Genomic DNA, 16,171 nt, shown 5'->3' with positions numbered 1-16,171 from the left:
TTGTCACTTTTCTCCTGGATGAGAAAAGTAACCAAAAGAATCATGAAGAAAAGAAACTCGCTGACGCTCAGACAGTCTTTTCTTCACTACTTATGACACCTGGTGAAGGCCTTCTGTTTCATAGCTCAGATAGGCCATTACGGTTGGTGACGTTCTTGCTTGCGCTTCCCCTTGCTTCGGGCTACGCAAGCGGCCCAGTTAAGAGACGGCGCATGTTCATGTATAGGGTTAAGGAACTGCTGCAATACCTGTATCGTCCTGCGGACGGGGTGGAAGAACTGGCCGTTGTTGGTGTCCTCACCAACAACTAAGACAGCAGGGAGCTAGCTTCTGACGCAGGTTGGAATTCCCCGCCTCGGAGGGGTTGGGGTGGGTGGCGTTTAGGGCCCGTTTTCTGAAAAGTAGCCCCAAAGCGCTGTCGCTTACAATCTGCAGGACTACACTCTGAATCACTCAGAACTCAAGACTCAGAACTCAGGACTCCTTCTAGTACACCTGCAGGCGGTACGCTTTCAACTGTTTGTCCAGTCCTTTGGCATCGCCGCTGATTTTGTCTAGGAGCGCCCAGAACCGGGGGCCGTGGTTCTTTTCCACCGTATGGGCGAGTTCATGCAGGATCACGTAGTCGCAGAGGTGTTCCGGGAGGCGCATGAGGTGGAGGTTCAGGTTGATGTTGTTCGTGTAGGAGCAGCTTCCCCAGCGGGTTTTGGCGTTCTTAATGGTCACTTGCTGAAAGGAGAACCCAAACTGCCGGGCGAAGTGCGCCACGCGCTGCGGCAGGTAGCGTTTGGCTTCCAGGCGCAGGGTGTATTCCACCGCGTTTCTGATGTAGTCCTGCACATCTTCGTGCTGCCACTCTACCTGCTCTGGGTACCAGACGTACAGCACGCCATCTTTGAGGCGGCTTTTGCAGTGCGGCAACGGATGCGGAAGCAGTAGCAGTTGGTGAAAACGGGTCTTAAACTCCGCATCCGGCGAGAACAGCGTCTTTTTGTGCTGTTCCTGCTGCTGCGAAGACAGTTGCTTTCTGATCCAGGGGGCTTTCTCCTGCACAAAAGCCTCGGCCTGGGCCAGGGTCGCGCGTTTGGGCAGCGTCACGCGCACGCCTTTGCCGGGCCGTATGCTAATTCTGACGTATTTGGCCGTGGCGCTGGGCACAAACTGCACTAGGCCGATGGTATCAATCTCCTTCTCCAGAATCCCCTTGGGCAGGGCCGAGGTACTTTTCTTCCGCTCCATATCGGTTGCAAAGATACAGCTTGGCCCTAGATTTCGTGCCATTTCCGAAAAACGGCCCCAAAGCGCAGAAACAAAAAAGACGCCCCGTAAGAGACGTCTTTTTGCTTGTAAATTGTGGATAGAAGAGGAGGATGAAAGCGTATTGCCCTTCACGCCAATTTTCAATAAAACCTAGCGTACGTTGCCGCCGTGGTCGGTGTCATAGCTGTTGCTGCTGGGAACGCGGGTGCTGTCTGTGGTGGAAGCCCGTACGTTGGGCTCGCCGTAGCCCGAAGGCACACCATGATCGGTGGGGGCGGCATCATGGGTGGCAGTAGGGTCGATTTCCTGGATGGGAGTGCCTTCCACGGAGTGATAGCTGGTCACCGGAATGTCGTTCTGGTCTGGGATGATTCCGCCGGTAGAGCCTTGGGAGCCGGAGGAGTTGTTGCCTACCTGCATGTTGCCTTCGCCGTAAGAAGGGTTCTGCTGCGTGCCCGATGAACCAATTCCGCTGTTAGAAGGAGCGGTTGTGCGGCTGTTGCCGTAAGAGCCGGCAGCTTCGTTTTCGTACTTAGGCGTATGGGCCGAGGTGTCAACGCTCATGGCCGAGGCGGCTACCATCTCCGTACCCGTGGTGGCGCGGCCGGGTTGGGTCGCTTCCCAGGCGTGGAATTTGTCCATCTCGGTTTTGATGCTGGTCATGAACCAGGCCAGCAGGCTCACATCGTCCAGCAGACCAATCACCGGAATCCAGTCAGGCACCATGTCAATGGGCGACAGGAAATAGATGAGCACGGCCACGCCCATGATAACGGTGTTCTTGGGAATGCCGTGGTACTCCCCGGAAACCGACGCCTTGATCATCCGGATCAAGGTAGAGAGGCTTTCTACCGCCTCGCCGGCAATGGTCCCGAAGTCTTTTTTCTCGCTGGCTTTCTGGTAGGCATCGTTCAGGAGCTGCTTGATGCGCAGCGGCTGCCGGACATACTCCTCGGCTTTGTTGAGGAAGCGCTTGAAGGCAGATGATTCATGCGCGTTCTTGTGGTTATTATTGGTTTCGTTTTCCATATGAATTTGAAGTTAAAAGTACAGATCCAGGCACCAGAACGTCTCTACGCCCGGGGCGAAGTAACAAAAAAATATCCGCGGAACAAGAAAGGACCATCTGCGGCTTGCGTTCTGGTGAGTAGCATCTTTTATACTGCTTTCCCCTCAAATAGTTAGCGCCATCCGGGTTAAATTTAAAGCCGTTTTTTACTTGATTTTCAGAAAAGAGGGCAAAAACGCTGGGCAAAAGAAAACGCCTGCCCTGTAAACCAGAGCAGGCGTTTTATAAAGGGTGAGCGGCCAGGCTTAGATGACTCTGCCGGCGGCGTAAAAGTTCTTCTTGTAGTAAGGCGACATGAGGGAGTTGATCATCACGCCCCCTTTAGAAGCCGCGTGGATGAATTTTCCGTCTTGCAGGTAAATGCCCACGTGGTAGATGGGTTGGCCGGGGCCCCTGCGGAAGAAAACCAGGTCGCCGGTTTCCATGGCGTTTTTAGAGACTCTGTTCACTTCCTGGAACATGGAGCGGGAGCTGTGCGTGAGGTTGATGCCGTACACTTGTTTGTAGACTCTGCTCACAAAGCCAGAGCAGTCGGTGCCGCGTTGGCTGTTTCCGCCGGAGCGGTACGGCGTCCCGATCCAGTCAGACACGGTTTCCAGCAACTCTTTGTCTTCGTCGAAGTCCAGCTGCAGGCCCAGAGACTGGGAATAGTAGTTGTAGAAGAGGGAATCTTTGTAGGTAAGGGTTTTCTCTCGGGCTACCTCGTTGACCGGGTCAGAGGAGCTGAGAGAGTTGTGTTCCAGTGCCCATTCCTGAATCTGGTCAGCTGGGGTGGTCACAAGAGATTCTTCAGAATAAATGGTGGCTGAAGAAGGTTGTACTTCATAGAAGAAGGACAAGAACGCAGAGCCTAAGGCTAGTGCAGACAGAATGTAACTTTTCATCATCTGTTTTAATGGTGAAACATCGGGTGGTACCGGCTGCAGCAGAGACCACTCGCGGCCCTTCCAGCTGTCAGCGTCCTAAAGCGCCCAAAAAACAGGAAGAAAGCCCTTTTACCGTGAGTATGTGGTTGCCCAACATATTCTCACTATTTCAAAGGTAAAACGAAACCTTTTAAAAACAAACTCGTAAAAGCGCGCTTTTAGTATTTAAGAAGGAAAAATAAAGTTGAAGAGAGGAGAAATGTAGCCTTACGGCCTTGTTTGCGTATAAATTGGCAAAAGAAAAAAGGATGCAGCCCCTGGAAAATAATCTGAAAATTATTGAGCAGTCACCTTTCGCCCGCATTGCCCGCTGGGTGTTGAAGAGCTCCAACGTGGCCATGGTACTGGGCAAAACTATACACTTAAGCGGAGTTTCCAAAGAGAACTTTCTGCGGGATACCCCCTGGGTGGCCCATGAGCTCTGCCATGTGCGTCAGTTTCAGGAACATGGCTACCTCCGGTTCCTTTGGCTTTATTTTGTGGAGTCACTGCGGGTGGGCTATTACAACAACAAGTATGAGGTGGAGGCGCGCCTGGCCGGGACAAAGCAAACCCACTTGGTCCGGACTCAGTCCAAGAATCCACCTGCCGCGCAAGTATAGCATCAGAATAGGACTATTTTAGCCAGTAACATAAAGAAGCCGTTTCGGGCCTGTTTTCTCAGAAACAGGCCCGAAACGGCTTCTTCAATTTTAGGCAGGAAAACTTAGCTGTTGTTACGCCACTTAATGGTGCAGCCAATGGCCTTGGTGCTGGCTTGGGGCACCGCTTTTCCGGTGAGCAGGTTGTCCAGAGCGGCCTCCACGTACCGTTTCTGTACTTTGGTGGGGTCACCTGAATTGTCATCAATGGCGCCAATGTAAGACACTTTCAGGTCCTGGCCAGAGCGGGTGAGAATGTAAACGTGCGGGGTGCGGGTGGCGCCGTACTTCTTGGCTACTTCCTGGGTTTCGTCATAGAGATACACAAACGGGAAGTTCTTGTCTTTGGACCGCTTCTGCATCTGGGCGTAGGAATCATCCGGCGAAACGGTCACGTCGTTCGGGTTGATGGCGATGACCGGATACCCTTTGGCGGCGTATTTCTGATGCAATTGAATCAGCCGATCTTCGTAGAGTTTGGCGTACGGGCAGGTATTGCAGGTGAAGGTCACAATAAACCCTTTGGCTTCTTTCTGGTCACGCAGGCTTATCAGCTGGCCGTTCACGTTTTTCAGCTTAAAGTCAGAGGCGGTGTCACCCACCTGATAACCGCCATCGGCGGCTTTGTAGGCCGAGGTTCCCAGCAGCGTGAACACGCTCAGGAGCAAGAGGAAGTAGTAGGGCTTTTTCATACGGGTTAGGGGGTTTTGGAGAATTTAGAAGTCATGTAGTCTTGTAGCTGCGCCAGCGTGATGGGTTTCTCCACGAAAAGGCGCTGCTTGCGGGCATTGTTCACAAAAAGCGTGGCTGGAATGGCGCCGCTCCAGGAAGGGTCTACCAGATCAATCCAGGCGTTCTGGTCCGGCTCGTCCAGCAGAAACACCCGGCTTTGCAGCTTATGCCTTGTGACAAACGGCACCACCTTTTTCTCCAGGTCCTTGGCGAAATCCATGCTCACCAGCACCACCTGCACCGGTTGGCCGGCATACTGTTTCTGAAGGGCCTCAAAGTTGGGGAGTTCCTCAATGCAGGGCTTGCACCAGGTAGCCCAGAAGTTGATAATATAAGTAGTATCTGAGGTAGAGTTGAGGTATTTCTGCAGGTGCGGCAATTTCACCATAGGTACTTTCTGGGTTTGGGCCACGGCGGAGCCGGTCAGTAGAAAACCGACCATCACAAAGCAAAGGCAAAGAATTCTCCTCAGAGACATAAAAGCGCTGTTTTTCATACCAATGTAACGATTCTATCAATAGCAAAGTACAAGTACATACGCATTTAACACCTAGAACATCTAAATTATGACACAGAAACTCACAGGCAAGAAAATAGCCATCTTGGTAGAAAACGGATTTGAACAGGTAGAATTGGAAAAACCGAAGGCCGCTCTGGAGGAAGCCGGGGCCGAGACCCACATCATCTCCCCGCAATCCGGGAAGGTGAAAGGCTGGGACATGACCGATTGGGGAAAAGAATTCTCCGTAGACAAAGAACTGAAAAGTGCCGTGGCCTCAGACTATGACGGGCTGTTGCTGCCCGGCGGCGTCATGAACCCAGATTACCTGCGGGCCAACGAGCAGGCGGTGGCCTTCGTGCGCGCCTTCAACGACAACGGCAAACCCATCGCCGCCATTTGCCATGGCCCTTGGACCTTGATTGAAGCCGGCGCGGTGGAAGGCCGCAAAATGACCAGCTGGCCTTCCCTGAAAACTGATTTAACTAATGCCGGAGCCAACTGGGTAGACCAGGAAGTAGTCACCGACAAAGGCCTGGTGACCAGCCGCAAACCCGATGACATTCCCGCCTTCAACAAGAAAATGATTGAGGAGTTCGCCGAAGGAAAACACGACCGGTCTTAACCAATTCAGGAACCTAAAAAGAAAGCCGCCGATGGGAGATCATCGGCGGCTTTCTTTTTAGGTTTGCTGTTTTACGGCAATTTCAGAAAAACATGCTCAAAACAGGAATGGCCTGAACGCAAAAAGGTGCTCCTTGCCGGAAGCACCTTTTCACTAAAACCCTTTATTAACGCTTGTTAGAACCCTACGCCTAAATACACCTGGAAGTTACCTGCCTTGATGTCATTCAGTGCGCGGTTGGCGTTGGCCTGGTCAAACTTTCCTAAATCGGCGAAGCTGCGGTAGTAGCGTCCGCCTAGTCGGAAGATAGACACCTTGGCCTCTATGCCGGCGGCAGCGCCGTAGTCAAAGGTGTTCAGGCCTTCTTTGTCAATTTCTTTGTCATTCTCTTTGGCGGTGAGCATGATGCCTACCTGCGGACCCGCATGGATGCTGATGTTATCGGTGAGGTTGGCCACGGTCAGTACCGGAACGTCAATATAATCAAACCGGCGGTCAGAATCATCGGCGTTTACCTCGCGGCGGGTGTACAGCGCCTCGGGCTGGATGGAGAATACCCGGCCCAGGCTAAACTGCGAGTAGAAACCTGCGTGCCAGTTTCGGGTTGCCTTCAGGTTGTCCAGGGCGTCTTTGCCGTCGCCTTGCAGCGCACTGAACAGCACCCCGCCTTTCACCCCGAAACCGCTGTTGGTGCGCTCGCCGCCGCCAGACTCTTCGTTGTGGTTGATGACCCCACGGTTCAGGACACGTTCCTGCGCCTGGGCTGCTTCAAAGAAAAATACACTTATTAAGAGTAAACAAAGCTTTTTCATAGTAGGTAGTACATTTGGTATAGCAAAAAGTAAACTCTTCTTAGAAAAGAAGGTTGTACCTGTTATACTGTCTCGTGCTTATAATGTTGCAGGCAAACAATCAACCCACGGGCAAGGTTATCAGGTACGTAGACGTGAGCTGTAATGGAAAAAATCCTAAAATAGGACCAAAGGAATAAATATGCTTAAAATAGCCTGGTCACCTGTGTACGCGCATCCGCTGCCGGAAAACCACCGCTTTCCCATGCTCAAATATGAGCTGCTGCCGCAGCAGTTACTGTACGAAGGCACCGTTACGCAGGAAAATTTCTTCCGGCCGGTTCCGCTCTCGGAAACCCAGATTGAGCGGGTGCACGAGCGCTCGTATTGGCAACGCTTAAGGAACCTGGAACTCTCGCCTTCTGAGATCCGGAAAACCGGTTTCCCGCTGTCAAAGGAACTGGTGGACCGCGAGGTGATGATCATGGGCGGCACCGTGCAGGCCGCGGAGTTTGCGCTGGAATTTGGAATGGCCATGAACATTGCGGGCGGCACGCACCACGCGTTCACTGACCGGGGCGAAGGGTTCTGCCTGCTCAATGACAACGCCCTGGCCGCGCAGTACCTCCTGGATGAGGGCAAGGCCCAACAGGTGCTGATCATCGACTTGGATGTGCACCAGGGCAACGGCACCGCACAGATTTTTGCCCAAGAGCCAAGGGTGTTCACGTTCAGTATGCACGGCGGCAACAACTATCCGCTGCACAAAGAGACCTCCGACCTGGATGTGCCCTTGCCCGACAAGATGGAAGATGCCGCTTATCTGGCGCTTCTGCGCGAGCACCTGCCCGCTCTTCTGAATCAGGTGAAACCGGATTTCGTGTTTTACCAGTGCGGGGTAGACGTGCTGGCCTCTGATAAACTGGGCAAGTTGGGGCTCAGCCTGGCCGGGTGCAAAGAACGGGACCGCCTGGTGCTGGAGGCATGCCACCGGCGGGGCGTGCCCGTGTGCGCCAGTATGGGCGGCGGCTATTCTACCCGCATTGCGGATATTGTGGAGGCGCACGCCAACACCTATCGGCTGGCGCAGCAGATCTTCTTTTAAGACAGTAGTAGTTAGAGGTCAGAGTTCAGACTTCTGGTTTGAAGGTCTATTATCCAACAGCTAACTACTACTGTCTACTTAATTTCGGGATTTCAGTTTTGCGTCAGAGCCTCCCAGGAAAGGGAGAGAGCGTTTCAGGGCCAGGTAGATCACCGGCACCAGCAGGAGCACGAGGAGTAGATAAATCATCACCTTCATGATTTCGAAGAACAGGCTGATGACCATGCCTGATAAGAAAATGGAGGCCGCCAGAAGCAGCCAGAACTGAATGGATTGTTTTGAGGAACTTCGACCCATGGAAGTAAATTTGGTGAAACAATGTGCGGGGCTGGGCCTCACGGCGACAACCTACGCGTTTACAAGAAGCTCATCCGGGTTACCGGTATTTTTATGTGGCAAATACGGATATAGCTCTCTTTTATAGGAAGTTACAAATTATTTTCTGTTTTGGTGCCCTTTTCCGGAAATCGGCCCGAAAATAATCTGCCACCGGAAGGCCCATTTCCAGCGCAGCAGGTAAGACGTAACCCCAGCTTTGACCAAAACCCGCTGCCAGTCTTGCCGGGAGAAAGCCCGCAGCACCGAGAGCGGCGCGTCATTCTTTACCAGATACGAACGGGAGAAAACTTTGGTCAGCCCTTTGATGGAATAATACGCCAGCGGGTGCCGGTGCAGGTCATTGATGAGAACCGCTACCCGCACCTGGTCCTTTAATTGGGCGAGTAAGGCAGCCAGCGGGCCATCCGGGAAATGGTGCAGGAACAGGCTGCAGATCACAATGTCAAACTGCTCTTGGGCAAACTCCGGGGAGAAAACATCGAACTGCCGGAAAGTGATCTCGGGGTAGTCCTGGCTGAGGGAGGTGCTGTAGTTCAGCATGAAGGCGTTGGCGTCTATGCCTACCAGTTCCACGGACAGGTTTTTCTGGCGGGCCCAGCGGGCCACCATGCGCAAGGTGTCGCCGCCACCGCTGCCCAGATCGGCTATTTTCAGCCTCTTTTCCAGAAAAGGGGCCGAAAACGGATGTTTGATGATCTGGTTGAGGCCGTTGCGCACCACCTCGTGCCCGCCCAGCCAGACGTTGATGAATTCCAGCTCCTCCAGGTTGCGCCGCAGGTCATCGCTGGCCAGCGACAGATCATCCATCAACTCCGGATGGGTAGACCGCTGGCTAAACATAGTGCACCGACAGCAGCATGGATTCCAGGGTTAGTCCCGGGCCAAAGGCGAAGCTGAGGATGGGCGCCTCATGGCGGGTGGGCTGCAACTCCTTCCAGAGCGACTGCAACACAAACAACACCGTGGCCGATGACATGTTCCCGAACTGCCGCAGCACCTGGTACGCGTGCCGGTTGTCTTTGGAAGTAAGGCCCAGTGCCTGCTCAATGACCTCCAGAATCTTGCGCCCGCCCGGGTGGATGGCAAACAGCTCTATCTCCTCCAGTTTCAAATTCAGCTTCTGCAGCAACGATTGCGTGAGCTGCCCGATGCCTTGTTTGATCAGCGCCGGCACATAGGAGGAAAGCGTCATCTCAAAACCGAAATCATGGATGTGCCAGGCCATGTCTTTGTGCCCCGAAGGAGCCAGGTCGCAGTGAAAAGCATCCACGCGCAGGGACAAGGAGGAAAGCGGTTGCGGGCTCACCAGTACGGCGGCGGCGCCATCGGCGAAGAGGGAGTTGGAAACCAGGTGATCGCTCTCGGGATGCTTCTGGAAGTGCAGCGTGCAGAGCTCGGTGCAGACAATGAGCACCCGCGCGTGCGCATCGGCCCGGCAAATGGTGTCGGCGGTTTTCAGGGCGTTGAACGCCGCGTAACAGCCCATGAAGTAAATGCACGTGCGCTGCACCTGGGTGGAGAGCCCCAGCGCCTCTACCAGTTCAATGTCCAGCCCCGGGGCGTACATGCCGGTGCAGCTCACGGTGATCAGGTGCGTGATCTGGCTCGTGTCTATGTCCGGTACCTGGGCCAGGCACTCCTGCGCGGCCTCCACCGAGAGCGGCAAGGCGGCTTTGCGGTACGCTTGCATGCGGTCACCCACGGTAGGGAAAGGCTCCAGGCCCGGCGTGTTTGGGTAGAACTCATAGTTGCCGTTCTGGCGGCCATAATCTGATAAAGCAGAATGCCGCTGGTCTATGCCAGACACCCGGTATAAGGCTTTCAGCTTACGGGTGTCCTGCTCGTTTAACTGAAGGGCCTCGGCCATGAAATCAGCGATTTGCTGCTGAGGAAAAGCATGCGGTGGATTAGCCGTGCCGATGGCGCAGAGGTAACTCTTCATATGTTAAGTATAAGCAAAAAAAGCGGCAAGATGTTTAAAGCGCCCCGCTTGTTTTGTCAAGCTTCTGGGCTAGGGGAGGAATGTATTGCCTTTTGCTTGCATACTCGGTTGGGCAGGTTCAGGTTTTGCCAAGAGCCAGCGCAGAGACTATCTCAGAAGAAACCAGCAGGATAATCAGGATTAGAAGGCTGCGGATTCGCCCTGTTTTTAGAAAAACGAGCTCTAAACGGGTGTGGCCTTGCTTTCTGAAAGCTGAAGAAGAGATGGAAGGAGAAATGCTTTGAATAGAAAGCAGAATGGTGTCTTGCTATGGAATCAGCTTTCCCTGGCGCGGCGTGTCAGGAAAAACTGGTAGACACGCCATGCGCAGGGTTTCTAGTTCTGGAGATAGAAATCTATGGCTTTGATGGTTTCAAGCGGTGCGCTTAGGTGTGGGCAGTGGCCAGTGGCTTTCATCTTCACCAGGGTAGAATCCTTGATGTTCTTATGAACGAAATCGCCTACCTCTGCGGGGGCAATCACGTCTTCACTGCATTGAAGAATCAGAGACTTGGTTTGCAGGTGCGGCAGATCGGCTCGGTTATCTGATAGAAAAGTAGTGCGGGCGAAGTGTTTGGCAATGCTGGAGTCGGTGTTGCAGAAGCTATAGGTCAGCTCTTCCCCCAGAGACGGGTTGTCAGGGTTGCCCATGATAAAGGGAGCGAACGTGCCCGACCACCCCATGTAATCGGTCTCCATGAATTCCAGCATCGAGTGAATGTCTGGCAGATCAAATCCGCCTCTGTACTCGCCGTCATTCAAGTAGGAGGGAGAAGGTCCAATCAAGACCATTTTTTCAAAGAGCTCCGGCTCCTGAATGGCGCTTAAAACCCCAATCATGGCTCCTACGGAGTGGCCTACAAAAACAGTATTCGTGAGGTCAAGATGACGGCAGATTTCGATAATGTCATCGGCGTAGCCTTGCAGAGAGGAATACTTGGTGTAGTCGTACGCCCCCAGGTCTGACTGCCCGGCTCCAACGTGATCAAATAGCACAATTCTATACTGCTGCTGAAAAGAAGGGGTGATGTAACGCCACATGTTCTGGTCGCAACCAAACCCGTGACCGAAAATCATGGTTTGGTCCCCTTTCCCAAATATCTTCACATTGTTTCTCTCCAAGGGATGCATGATCTGCTTATTTATGTAACCAGTTAATTTGGCTTTAACTAAAGTTGGGCTGGCCCAATCCGTTGTTTTAGCAAGGGGAATACTATCTTCTGGATTAGTTCTCCTGGCTAATAGGAATATTTTTTGGGGGAAGAGCCCGCAAAATTACTATAAAAAATTAACAGCTCTTGTGTGCTACCTTCTTGATTATACGAAAAGACAACCGTAAAAGCGAAAAGTATTTAAGCTGAGACACCTCTGATTGCTTCTGAGTTCCCTTCCCGTAAATTGGCTTTTCGCTGGTTTTCCTGGTACCCTTGTCCTGATGTCTACCCCTGATCTCATTTCAAAAGCTTCTTTGCCCAGCGCCTTTTTAGCCTTGTTTCTGAAAAGTATGCTTGAAACGGAAAGAGGTTCTGACCTGTGATGTTCATCTATCAAAACGGCTTGCCGTGGGTGCGGCGCATGATGGCTTTCACGGCGCCCGGCAAATAGCTTAAACCGGTGACCGCCAGCTCAGACAGAAACGGTTGCCCGAACAGGCGCTGTACCAGGCGGCCGGTCTGCAGACGGGCACCAAATTGGCGCTGCCAGGCAGTGGCGTAGTTAGTCTCCAGTTGGGCTCTGGTTTGTTGCCCGTTTAAGAAAAGCAGCACCTGTTCAGATAACAACTTAGCTGAGTGGATGGCCATGGCCATGCCGTTGCCGCAGAGAGGCGTGATGAGTCCGGCGGCATCTCCGCTCATGAGCACGTGGTCTTCCAGACAGGCTTTGGGCGCAAAGGAAATCTCATTGATGACCTCGGGCTGCGAATACAGGAATTCGCTGTTGGTGAGAATATCTTTCAAAAAAGGGTTTTTGCTCAGTTCGTTCGCTTCCATCTCTGCGATGGTGCCATGCTTTTTAAGGTTCTGGCGCGTAGTCAGGTAGCAGAAGCAGTAGCGGTCCTCCTCAATGGCCGACACGCCGGCGTACCCGTCAGAGAAATTGTGCAGCGCGATCACGTGCCTGGGCAGTTGCGTGCGGAGGTGGTATTTCACGGCCAGATACGGAGACCGTTCCTCAAAAAACGTCCGATGGAGCCGCCGGTCCAGCGCACTGCGTTTGCCGTACGCGCCAATCACCACCGGGGCCTGCAGTTTTTCCCCCGACGAAAGCGTCACGGTGAAGGAAGCGCCGTCAAAGCTGACCTCCGTGGCGCTCACCTGTTGCCGGAACGTGACGCCCTGGCGTTGCGCCAGCTGAAAGAGGTAATAATCCAGTTTGTACCGGCTCACCCCGAACCCGCCCAGATCAAGCGGCGTCTGGAGCGTGCGGCCCGCCGGCGAAGAAAGCAGGAAGTGGGTTAAACGGGAGGGCTGCAGTTCTTCTATATCTACGCCCAGGCTGTTCAGAAAAGGAAGCACCTCGTTAGAGATGTACTCGCCGCACACTTTATGGAAGGGAAATTTCTTCTTCTCCACCAGCGTCACGTCAACGCCCTGGGCCGAAAGTTGCAGGGCATTCACCAGGCCGGCTAATCCTCCTCCAATGACAATGACTTTGCGGCTAACCATAAGGCGGGGTTAAGATGTTGTTTTTATTCAATTGATGTGATTTCAAACAAATCATTTACGTATTTGTTCAGTCTAAAATGCAAAACTATGCAGGGCCCTTGATCGTTAAGATAGGAATAAGTAGCTGTATCACTTTCATATTCAAGCTTAAAGAAACCCCCATGAAACACTTTATACTCTTACTGATTATTTGTTTCACCTTCTGTTATGATGCGTCTGCCCAGGTGAGAACCCGGCCCATGACGGCAGAACAGAAGAATGAGGCAAAGGAGGATATAGAAGATCAGTCTATGTCTGTGTACCCCAATCCCACCACCGGGGTTATCACCATTTCCTTGCAGGGCTTTGAGGGTAAAAAGACAGATCTCCGGATTATGAATGTAATTGGGAACGTGGTGTATAGAGAGGTGATTCAGGACCCCGATACCCACTACCTGAAAACATTGGACCTGAATAAATTATCAAAAGGACTCTACTATGTGAAACTGGAGGCGCCCTCATATAGCGAGGTAAGGAAAGTCGTTCTCCGGTAATTCCAGGCAATTGATACGCGGAAGGCAAAACCCCTAGGTTTTGCCTTTTTTGTATTAGGCCAAAAGCAAAGATGGATAAAAGCTGCCGATTTTCTCAGGCTACAAGTCACGTCCTGTACAACAAAGCGTGTAAGAAGAGCAATGTCTGATGCCTTTGTTTTCTCGTTTGCTTCTGCTTGCAGAAAATGGCAGGAGGAGAAGTGTTTTAGGCTGCGTAAATAGCAGATAATCAGATAGGAAATGCCATTTGATGATTGGTGTTTCTCTTTGTTTTCTAACCGCAGAAAAGCTTAAATTTAGTAAATCATTTTAGCTCTAAAACGAAATACACCTTTCACTTTCCGGAAATAAAAGAAGGTACGCCTTTGCGGCAATCCATAGTGGTTGAAAATAAAATTTTCTAGGGAGCGGCCGAGAGTGCTTTTAAAAGAATTATCCCTTTTATGTTTTTGTCAAAGAAATGCAGATGGAATAATTCTAATTTTTGGTCCAAATTATCTGAGCTACTTCTGAATATTGGAATAAAGAAAGTGGTTGGTAAAATGGAAGGGCAGTTGCGTATTCTAGTTAGGTGAAAATTCAAGATTGAGCAGCCCGAGACGATAACGGATTGGCTGAGGCTGCCCGTGATAAGAGCGAGATAAGAAAAAGTGTAGCCCCGAGCGGGATCGAACCGCTATCTAAAGTTTAGGAAACTTCTATTCTATCCGTTGAACTACGGGGCCTTTTTGAAAACCAAGCCGGAACTGGTTCGCAAAAGTAAATGAAAATCAAATGCCGCGAAATATCAGAGCGTTGAATTCTGGGCTAACTTAACGTTTTTTGCCGCTACTAGCCAATCTTTCTTCTCTTATTTCGGCTAATTACAAGAAGAAGTCCGCCCAAGGAGAGCCAGGGAATCCGCCTGATTTCTATATTTTTATAAAATGTTTCTCAATAAACGAATAATTACTGTGGTAATTCAGGAAATAAGAAACAAAATACAAAGAGTAATTCGTAGAGAAAATAAGAAGGAACAATGGACGGCTTTTTGCTGTAGATTCAACGTTATTTATATATTTGCACAGATTTTATTTTAAACGACCCAGTTACTATGAGAGATCAACTTAAAAGCAAGCTTGACAAAATGCAGATGGAGGTTATCCGTGACTGCCAAAATGTAGAAGATGTTCAATTGATGCTAGGTATTTTTAGCCAAATGAATGAGGCTTTGAATCAAATTCCAGATTCATTAAACAAGCCGAAGGGCGCTAAAAGAGGTCGTAAACCTAAAAGCGCTGACGCTAATTCCTAATCCGGATCTTAGTGTCATTTAAAGGAGTGAAGATAATCCTGCGTAGGATTCTTCACTCCTTTTTTGTTTTCAGCCTGTTTTTAAAAAAACGCAGGTAAAACGACTAAGCCCGCATCAAAGCTGTTTCCTGACTTCTCGCATTACCACGTTTCGTTTCCCAAAAAGAGCAGTAGCAGCAGGGCAATAGAAACCCAATACCTCCTGTGCTAATCCAGCAATAAAAGCGAAACTATTTCCGGTAATGCCGTTACTAAGCCATGATCATCTGGCCTTGCCGGGCAGGGCGTGACTTGCTCAAGGCACCTGGGAAAAAGAAGTTCAGGAAAAATTTTCATTATGTGCTCCTGAAAGGCAAAGGAAGAGGCGTTATTCACGTATATGTGGCGTTGGTCAGTAACCCAACAGGAAAGCCTTGGTTGAGTGCCTCAACGGAACGGCTTCTGATTTAGAGTATAATCCATGGAGTCAACAGTAACCAATATTTCTATAGCACCCCATGAAGCGGATGACTCGCAGCCCGCGCTGTTGTTCATTCCGGATATTAGCGGTTTTACCCGTTTCATGCATGAAAACGGGGTGCAGTACAGCCGTAACCTGATTGCTGACTTACTGGAGATTATCATTGAGGCCAATATCCTGAACATGGAGGTCTGCGAGATTCAGGGCGATGCCATTCTGTTTTACAAACTGGGCGAGGCCCCATCCATAGACCAGATTGTAAGCCAGTGCAAGCAGATTTTCCTGGATTTCCAGAATTACCTCCGCATCATGGAACGGGACGACCGCCTGTCTACCCCCAAGCTGTCAGAGAACAAGCTGACGCTTAAAATAGTGGTGCATTACGGCCGCATCAGTGTGACCCAGATACGAGACCATATCAAGCTCATGGGCACTGACGTGATCCTGGCCCACCGCTTGCTCAAAAACAGCATAGAAGGCTCAGAATACGTGCTCCTGACCGAGGGTTATCTCAACACCCAAAGCCCCGAGACGGTGCAGCATAATTTTGAGTGGTCTCAGTTAAAGGACGGCAAGAACAGTTATGACCACGTAGGCGAGATCAAGTACAAATATGCCTTCCTCACGCCGCTGCGCTTGCTGGTCACGGACCCCGAGGAGGAACACACGCACAAACAGTACCCCAACACTTTCTCCCTGAGAGAGCACATCAAAGCCCCGGCAGAGTTGGTGCTGCGCGTCATTCAGAACTACCGCTTAAAACCCAAGTGGATGCACCGGGTGAAAAGCGCCCGTTTTGACACCAAAAAGGTGAACCGGATTGGCACCAATTACTTCTGTGACATGGAGAAAGGCGGGGCTATTGAAATGCAGACCTTGCAGAGCCGCGTGGCCGATGATAAAATAGAAGTCATTGAGAAGATGGCGAACTTCAAGATGTTCCCCAATTCCCTTATTTTCTACTACCTGCACCAGGAGCCGGAAGGCACCCACCTCACCCTGGAATTCCACTACAGCCGCGTCTCAGTGGGGGATTATTTCTACGAGAATTACGGCCGAAAGCAGATCAAAGGGTTTATGAAAGCCTCTGTTGTCCAGCTCAAACAACTCTGTGAGCAGCTGTATAGAAACAGGCAGAAATAAGAAATAGAAAAGTTACTAAAGCCAGAAGGGCGGCCGTTGCAAAACGGCCGCCCTTCTGGCGTTAGGGAGATCAAGTAAACGTTACCGCGAGATGGCAATCACAAAGGA

At 51.3% G+C, this 16,171-nt stretch carries 18 protein-coding genes and 1 tRNA gene; 7 read left to right on the top strand and 12 right to left on the bottom strand.

All coding sequences use genetic code 11. From position 1 onward, the window contains the following. Positions 1 to 311: hypothetical protein (locus tag H7U12_RS10745; protein WP_186637253.1), on the top strand; the 311-nt coding region annotated here is incomplete at its 5' end. Between the two features lie 175 nt (positions 312 to 486). On the opposite strand, the gene H7U12_RS10740 is transcribed toward H7U12_RS10745, so the two are convergent. From H7U12_RS10740 to H7U12_RS10730, 3 genes are all read right to left on the bottom strand, one after another. Then, positions 487 to 1,239: a M48 family metallopeptidase gene (locus tag H7U12_RS10740; protein WP_186637250.1), complete on the bottom strand. Its 753-nt coding sequence runs from the start codon at positions 1,237 to 1,239 to the stop codon at positions 487 to 489. Between the two features lie 171 nt (positions 1,240 to 1,410). After that, complete coding sequence (locus H7U12_RS10735; protein ID WP_186637247.1) at positions 1,411 to 2,289, bottom strand: YkvA family protein; 879 nt, start codon at positions 2,287 to 2,289, stop codon at positions 1,411 to 1,413. A 285-nt stretch (positions 2,290 to 2,574) separates the two neighbouring features. After that, on the bottom strand, positions 2,575 to 3,216 hold the full coding sequence (locus tag H7U12_RS10730) for a C40 family peptidase (RefSeq protein ID WP_186637244.1): 642 nt from the start codon (positions 3,214 to 3,216) through the stop codon (positions 2,575 to 2,577). A 287-nt stretch (positions 3,217 to 3,503) separates the two neighbouring features. Here H7U12_RS10730 and H7U12_RS10725 point away from each other — a divergent pair, with 287 nt between their 5' ends. Continuing rightward, complete coding sequence (locus H7U12_RS10725) at positions 3,504 to 3,857, top strand: hypothetical protein (RefSeq protein WP_186637241.1); 354 nt, start codon at positions 3,504 to 3,506, stop codon at positions 3,855 to 3,857. Positions 3,858 to 3,961: 104 nt separating this feature from the next. Here H7U12_RS10725 and H7U12_RS10720 read toward each other — a convergent pair whose 3' ends face one another. Together H7U12_RS10720 and H7U12_RS10715 are read right to left on the bottom strand one after the other, a co-directional pair. Beyond that, on the bottom strand, positions 3,962 to 4,588 hold the full coding sequence (locus H7U12_RS10720) for a thioredoxin family protein (protein WP_186637239.1): 627 nt from the start codon (positions 4,586 to 4,588) through the stop codon (positions 3,962 to 3,964). Between the two features lie 5 nt (positions 4,589 to 4,593). Further along, a complete protein-coding gene (locus H7U12_RS10715; RefSeq protein ID WP_241749305.1) occupies positions 4,594 to 5,106 on the bottom strand; it encodes a TlpA family protein disulfide reductase in 513 nt (170 codons plus the stop codon). A gap of 88 nt (positions 5,107 to 5,194) precedes the next feature. On the opposite strand from H7U12_RS10715, the gene H7U12_RS10710 reads away from it, so the two are divergent. Continuing rightward, positions 5,195 to 5,752, top strand: a complete 558-nt coding sequence (locus H7U12_RS10710) for a type 1 glutamine amidotransferase domain-containing protein (RefSeq protein ID WP_186637237.1) — start codon at positions 5,195 to 5,197, stop codon at positions 5,750 to 5,752. 176 nt (positions 5,753 to 5,928) lie between these two features. Here the strand turns inward: H7U12_RS10710 and H7U12_RS10705 are convergent, their stop codons facing one another. After that, a complete protein-coding gene (locus tag H7U12_RS10705) occupies positions 5,929 to 6,564 on the bottom strand; it encodes a porin family protein (RefSeq protein ID WP_186637233.1) in 636 nt (211 codons plus the stop codon). Between the two features lie 181 nt (positions 6,565 to 6,745). Between H7U12_RS10705 and H7U12_RS10700 the strand changes: the two genes are divergently transcribed. Next, positions 6,746 to 7,648 (top strand): histone deacetylase family protein, encoded by a 903-nt coding sequence (locus H7U12_RS10700; RefSeq protein ID WP_186637231.1) that lies wholly within the window; start codon positions 6,746 to 6,748, stop codon positions 7,646 to 7,648. A gap of 78 nt (positions 7,649 to 7,726) precedes the next feature. Here the strand turns inward: H7U12_RS10700 and H7U12_RS10695 are convergent, their stop codons facing one another. The 5 genes from H7U12_RS10695 to H7U12_RS10675 all read right to left on the bottom strand — a co-directional run bounded on the left by H7U12_RS10695 (position 7,727) and on the right by H7U12_RS10675 (position 12,634). After that, positions 7,727 to 7,945 carry a hypothetical protein gene (locus H7U12_RS10695; RefSeq protein ID WP_186637229.1) on the bottom strand — a complete coding sequence of 73 codons (219 nt, stop codon included), beginning with the start codon at positions 7,943 to 7,945 and terminating at the stop codon, positions 7,727 to 7,729. 138 nt (positions 7,946 to 8,083) lie between these two features. Continuing rightward, positions 8,084 to 8,827, bottom strand: a complete 744-nt coding sequence (locus tag H7U12_RS10690; protein WP_241749303.1) for a methyltransferase domain-containing protein — start codon at positions 8,825 to 8,827, stop codon at positions 8,084 to 8,086. Next, complete coding sequence (locus tag H7U12_RS10685) at positions 8,820 to 9,929, bottom strand: type III polyketide synthase (RefSeq protein WP_186637226.1); 1,110 nt, start codon at positions 9,927 to 9,929, stop codon at positions 8,820 to 8,822. Before H7U12_RS10685 ends, H7U12_RS10690 begins: the two co-directional genes overlap by 8 nt. A gap of 375 nt (positions 9,930 to 10,304) precedes the next feature. Next, a complete protein-coding gene (locus H7U12_RS10680) occupies positions 10,305 to 11,045 on the bottom strand; it encodes an alpha/beta fold hydrolase (RefSeq protein WP_305123028.1) in 741 nt (246 codons plus the stop codon). Positions 11,046 to 11,515: 470 nt separating this feature from the next. After that, positions 11,516 to 12,634 (bottom strand): NAD(P)/FAD-dependent oxidoreductase, encoded by a 1,119-nt coding sequence (locus tag H7U12_RS10675; RefSeq protein WP_186637223.1) that lies wholly within the window; start codon positions 12,632 to 12,634, stop codon positions 11,516 to 11,518. 161 nt (positions 12,635 to 12,795) lie between these two features. Between H7U12_RS10675 and H7U12_RS10670 the strand changes: the two genes are divergently transcribed. Further along, entirely contained in the window at positions 12,796 to 13,167 is a 372-nt protein-coding gene (locus H7U12_RS10670) for a T9SS type A sorting domain-containing protein (RefSeq protein ID WP_241749301.1), read from the top strand. 653 nt (positions 13,168 to 13,820) lie between these two features. Here the strand turns inward: H7U12_RS10670 and H7U12_RS10665 are convergent. Next, positions 13,821 to 13,892: transfer RNA gene (locus tag H7U12_RS10665), tRNA-Arg, on the bottom strand. A gap of 368 nt (positions 13,893 to 14,260) precedes the next feature. Here H7U12_RS10665 and H7U12_RS10660 point away from each other — a divergent pair. Then, positions 14,261 to 14,461, top strand: coding sequence for a hypothetical protein (locus tag H7U12_RS10660; RefSeq protein ID WP_149089523.1), 201 nt, complete (start codon positions 14,261 to 14,263; stop codon positions 14,459 to 14,461). A gap of 459 nt (positions 14,462 to 14,920) precedes the next feature. Further along, positions 14,921 to 16,063 (top strand): DUF2652 domain-containing protein, encoded by a 1,143-nt coding sequence (locus tag H7U12_RS10655; protein ID WP_186637220.1) that lies wholly within the window; start codon positions 14,921 to 14,923, stop codon positions 16,061 to 16,063. The last annotated feature ends 108 nt before the right edge of the window (positions 16,064 to 16,171 follow it).

The organism is Rufibacter sediminis, assembly GCF_014269285.1.
GTDB classification, from domain to species: Bacteria; Bacteroidota; Bacteroidia; order Cytophagales; family Hymenobacteraceae; genus Nibribacter; species Nibribacter sediminis.
Note: the sequence above shows the minus strand (reverse complement) of the source record. Positions and strands in the feature narration are given on the sequence as shown.

Coding starts and splice junctions, on each gene's coding strand:
- H7U12_RS10740 (WP_186637250.1), bottom strand. CDS start 1,239: ATGGAGCGGAAGAAAAGTACCTCGGCCCTGCCCAAGGGGATTCTGGAG.
- H7U12_RS10735 (WP_186637247.1), bottom strand. CDS start 2,289: ATGGAAAACGAAACCAATAATAACCACAAGAACGCGCATGAATCATCT.
- H7U12_RS10730 (WP_186637244.1), bottom strand. CDS start 3,216: ATGATGAAAAGTTACATTCTGTCTGCACTAGCCTTAGGCTCTGCGTTC.
- H7U12_RS10725 (WP_186637241.1), top strand. CDS start 3,504: ATGCAGCCCCTGGAAAATAATCTGAAAATTATTGAGCAGTCACCTTTC.
- H7U12_RS10720 (WP_186637239.1), bottom strand. CDS start 4,588: ATGAAAAAGCCCTACTACTTCCTCTTGCTCCTGAGCGTGTTCACGCTG.
- H7U12_RS10715 (WP_241749305.1), bottom strand. CDS start 5,106: ATGTCTCTGAGGAGAATTCTTTGCCTTTGCTTTGTGATGGTCGGTTTT.
- H7U12_RS10710 (WP_186637237.1), top strand. CDS start 5,195: ATGACACAGAAACTCACAGGCAAGAAAATAGCCATCTTGGTAGAAAAC.
- H7U12_RS10705 (WP_186637233.1), bottom strand. CDS start 6,564: ATGAAAAAGCTTTGTTTACTCTTAATAAGTGTATTTTTCTTTGAAGCA.
- H7U12_RS10700 (WP_186637231.1), top strand. CDS start 6,746: ATGCTTAAAATAGCCTGGTCACCTGTGTACGCGCATCCGCTGCCGGAA.
- H7U12_RS10695 (WP_186637229.1), bottom strand. CDS start 7,945: ATGGGTCGAAGTTCCTCAAAACAATCCATTCAGTTCTGGCTGCTTCTG.
- H7U12_RS10690 (WP_241749303.1), bottom strand. CDS start 8,827: ATGTTTAGCCAGCGGTCTACCCATCCGGAGTTGATGGATGATCTGTCG.
- H7U12_RS10685 (WP_186637226.1), bottom strand. CDS start 9,929: ATGAAGAGTTACCTCTGCGCCATCGGCACGGCTAATCCACCGCATGCT.
- H7U12_RS10680 (WP_305123028.1), bottom strand. CDS start 11,045: ATGATTTTCGGTCACGGGTTTGGTTGCGACCAGAACATGTGGCGTTAC.
- H7U12_RS10675 (WP_186637223.1), bottom strand. CDS start 12,634: ATGGTTAGCCGCAAAGTCATTGTCATTGGAGGAGGATTAGCCGGCCTG.
- H7U12_RS10670 (WP_241749301.1), top strand. CDS start 12,796: ATGAAACACTTTATACTCTTACTGATTATTTGTTTCACCTTCTGTTAT.
- H7U12_RS10660 (WP_149089523.1), top strand. CDS start 14,261: ATGAGAGATCAACTTAAAAGCAAGCTTGACAAAATGCAGATGGAGGTT.
- H7U12_RS10655 (WP_186637220.1), top strand. CDS start 14,921: ATGGAGTCAACAGTAACCAATATTTCTATAGCACCCCATGAAGCGGAT.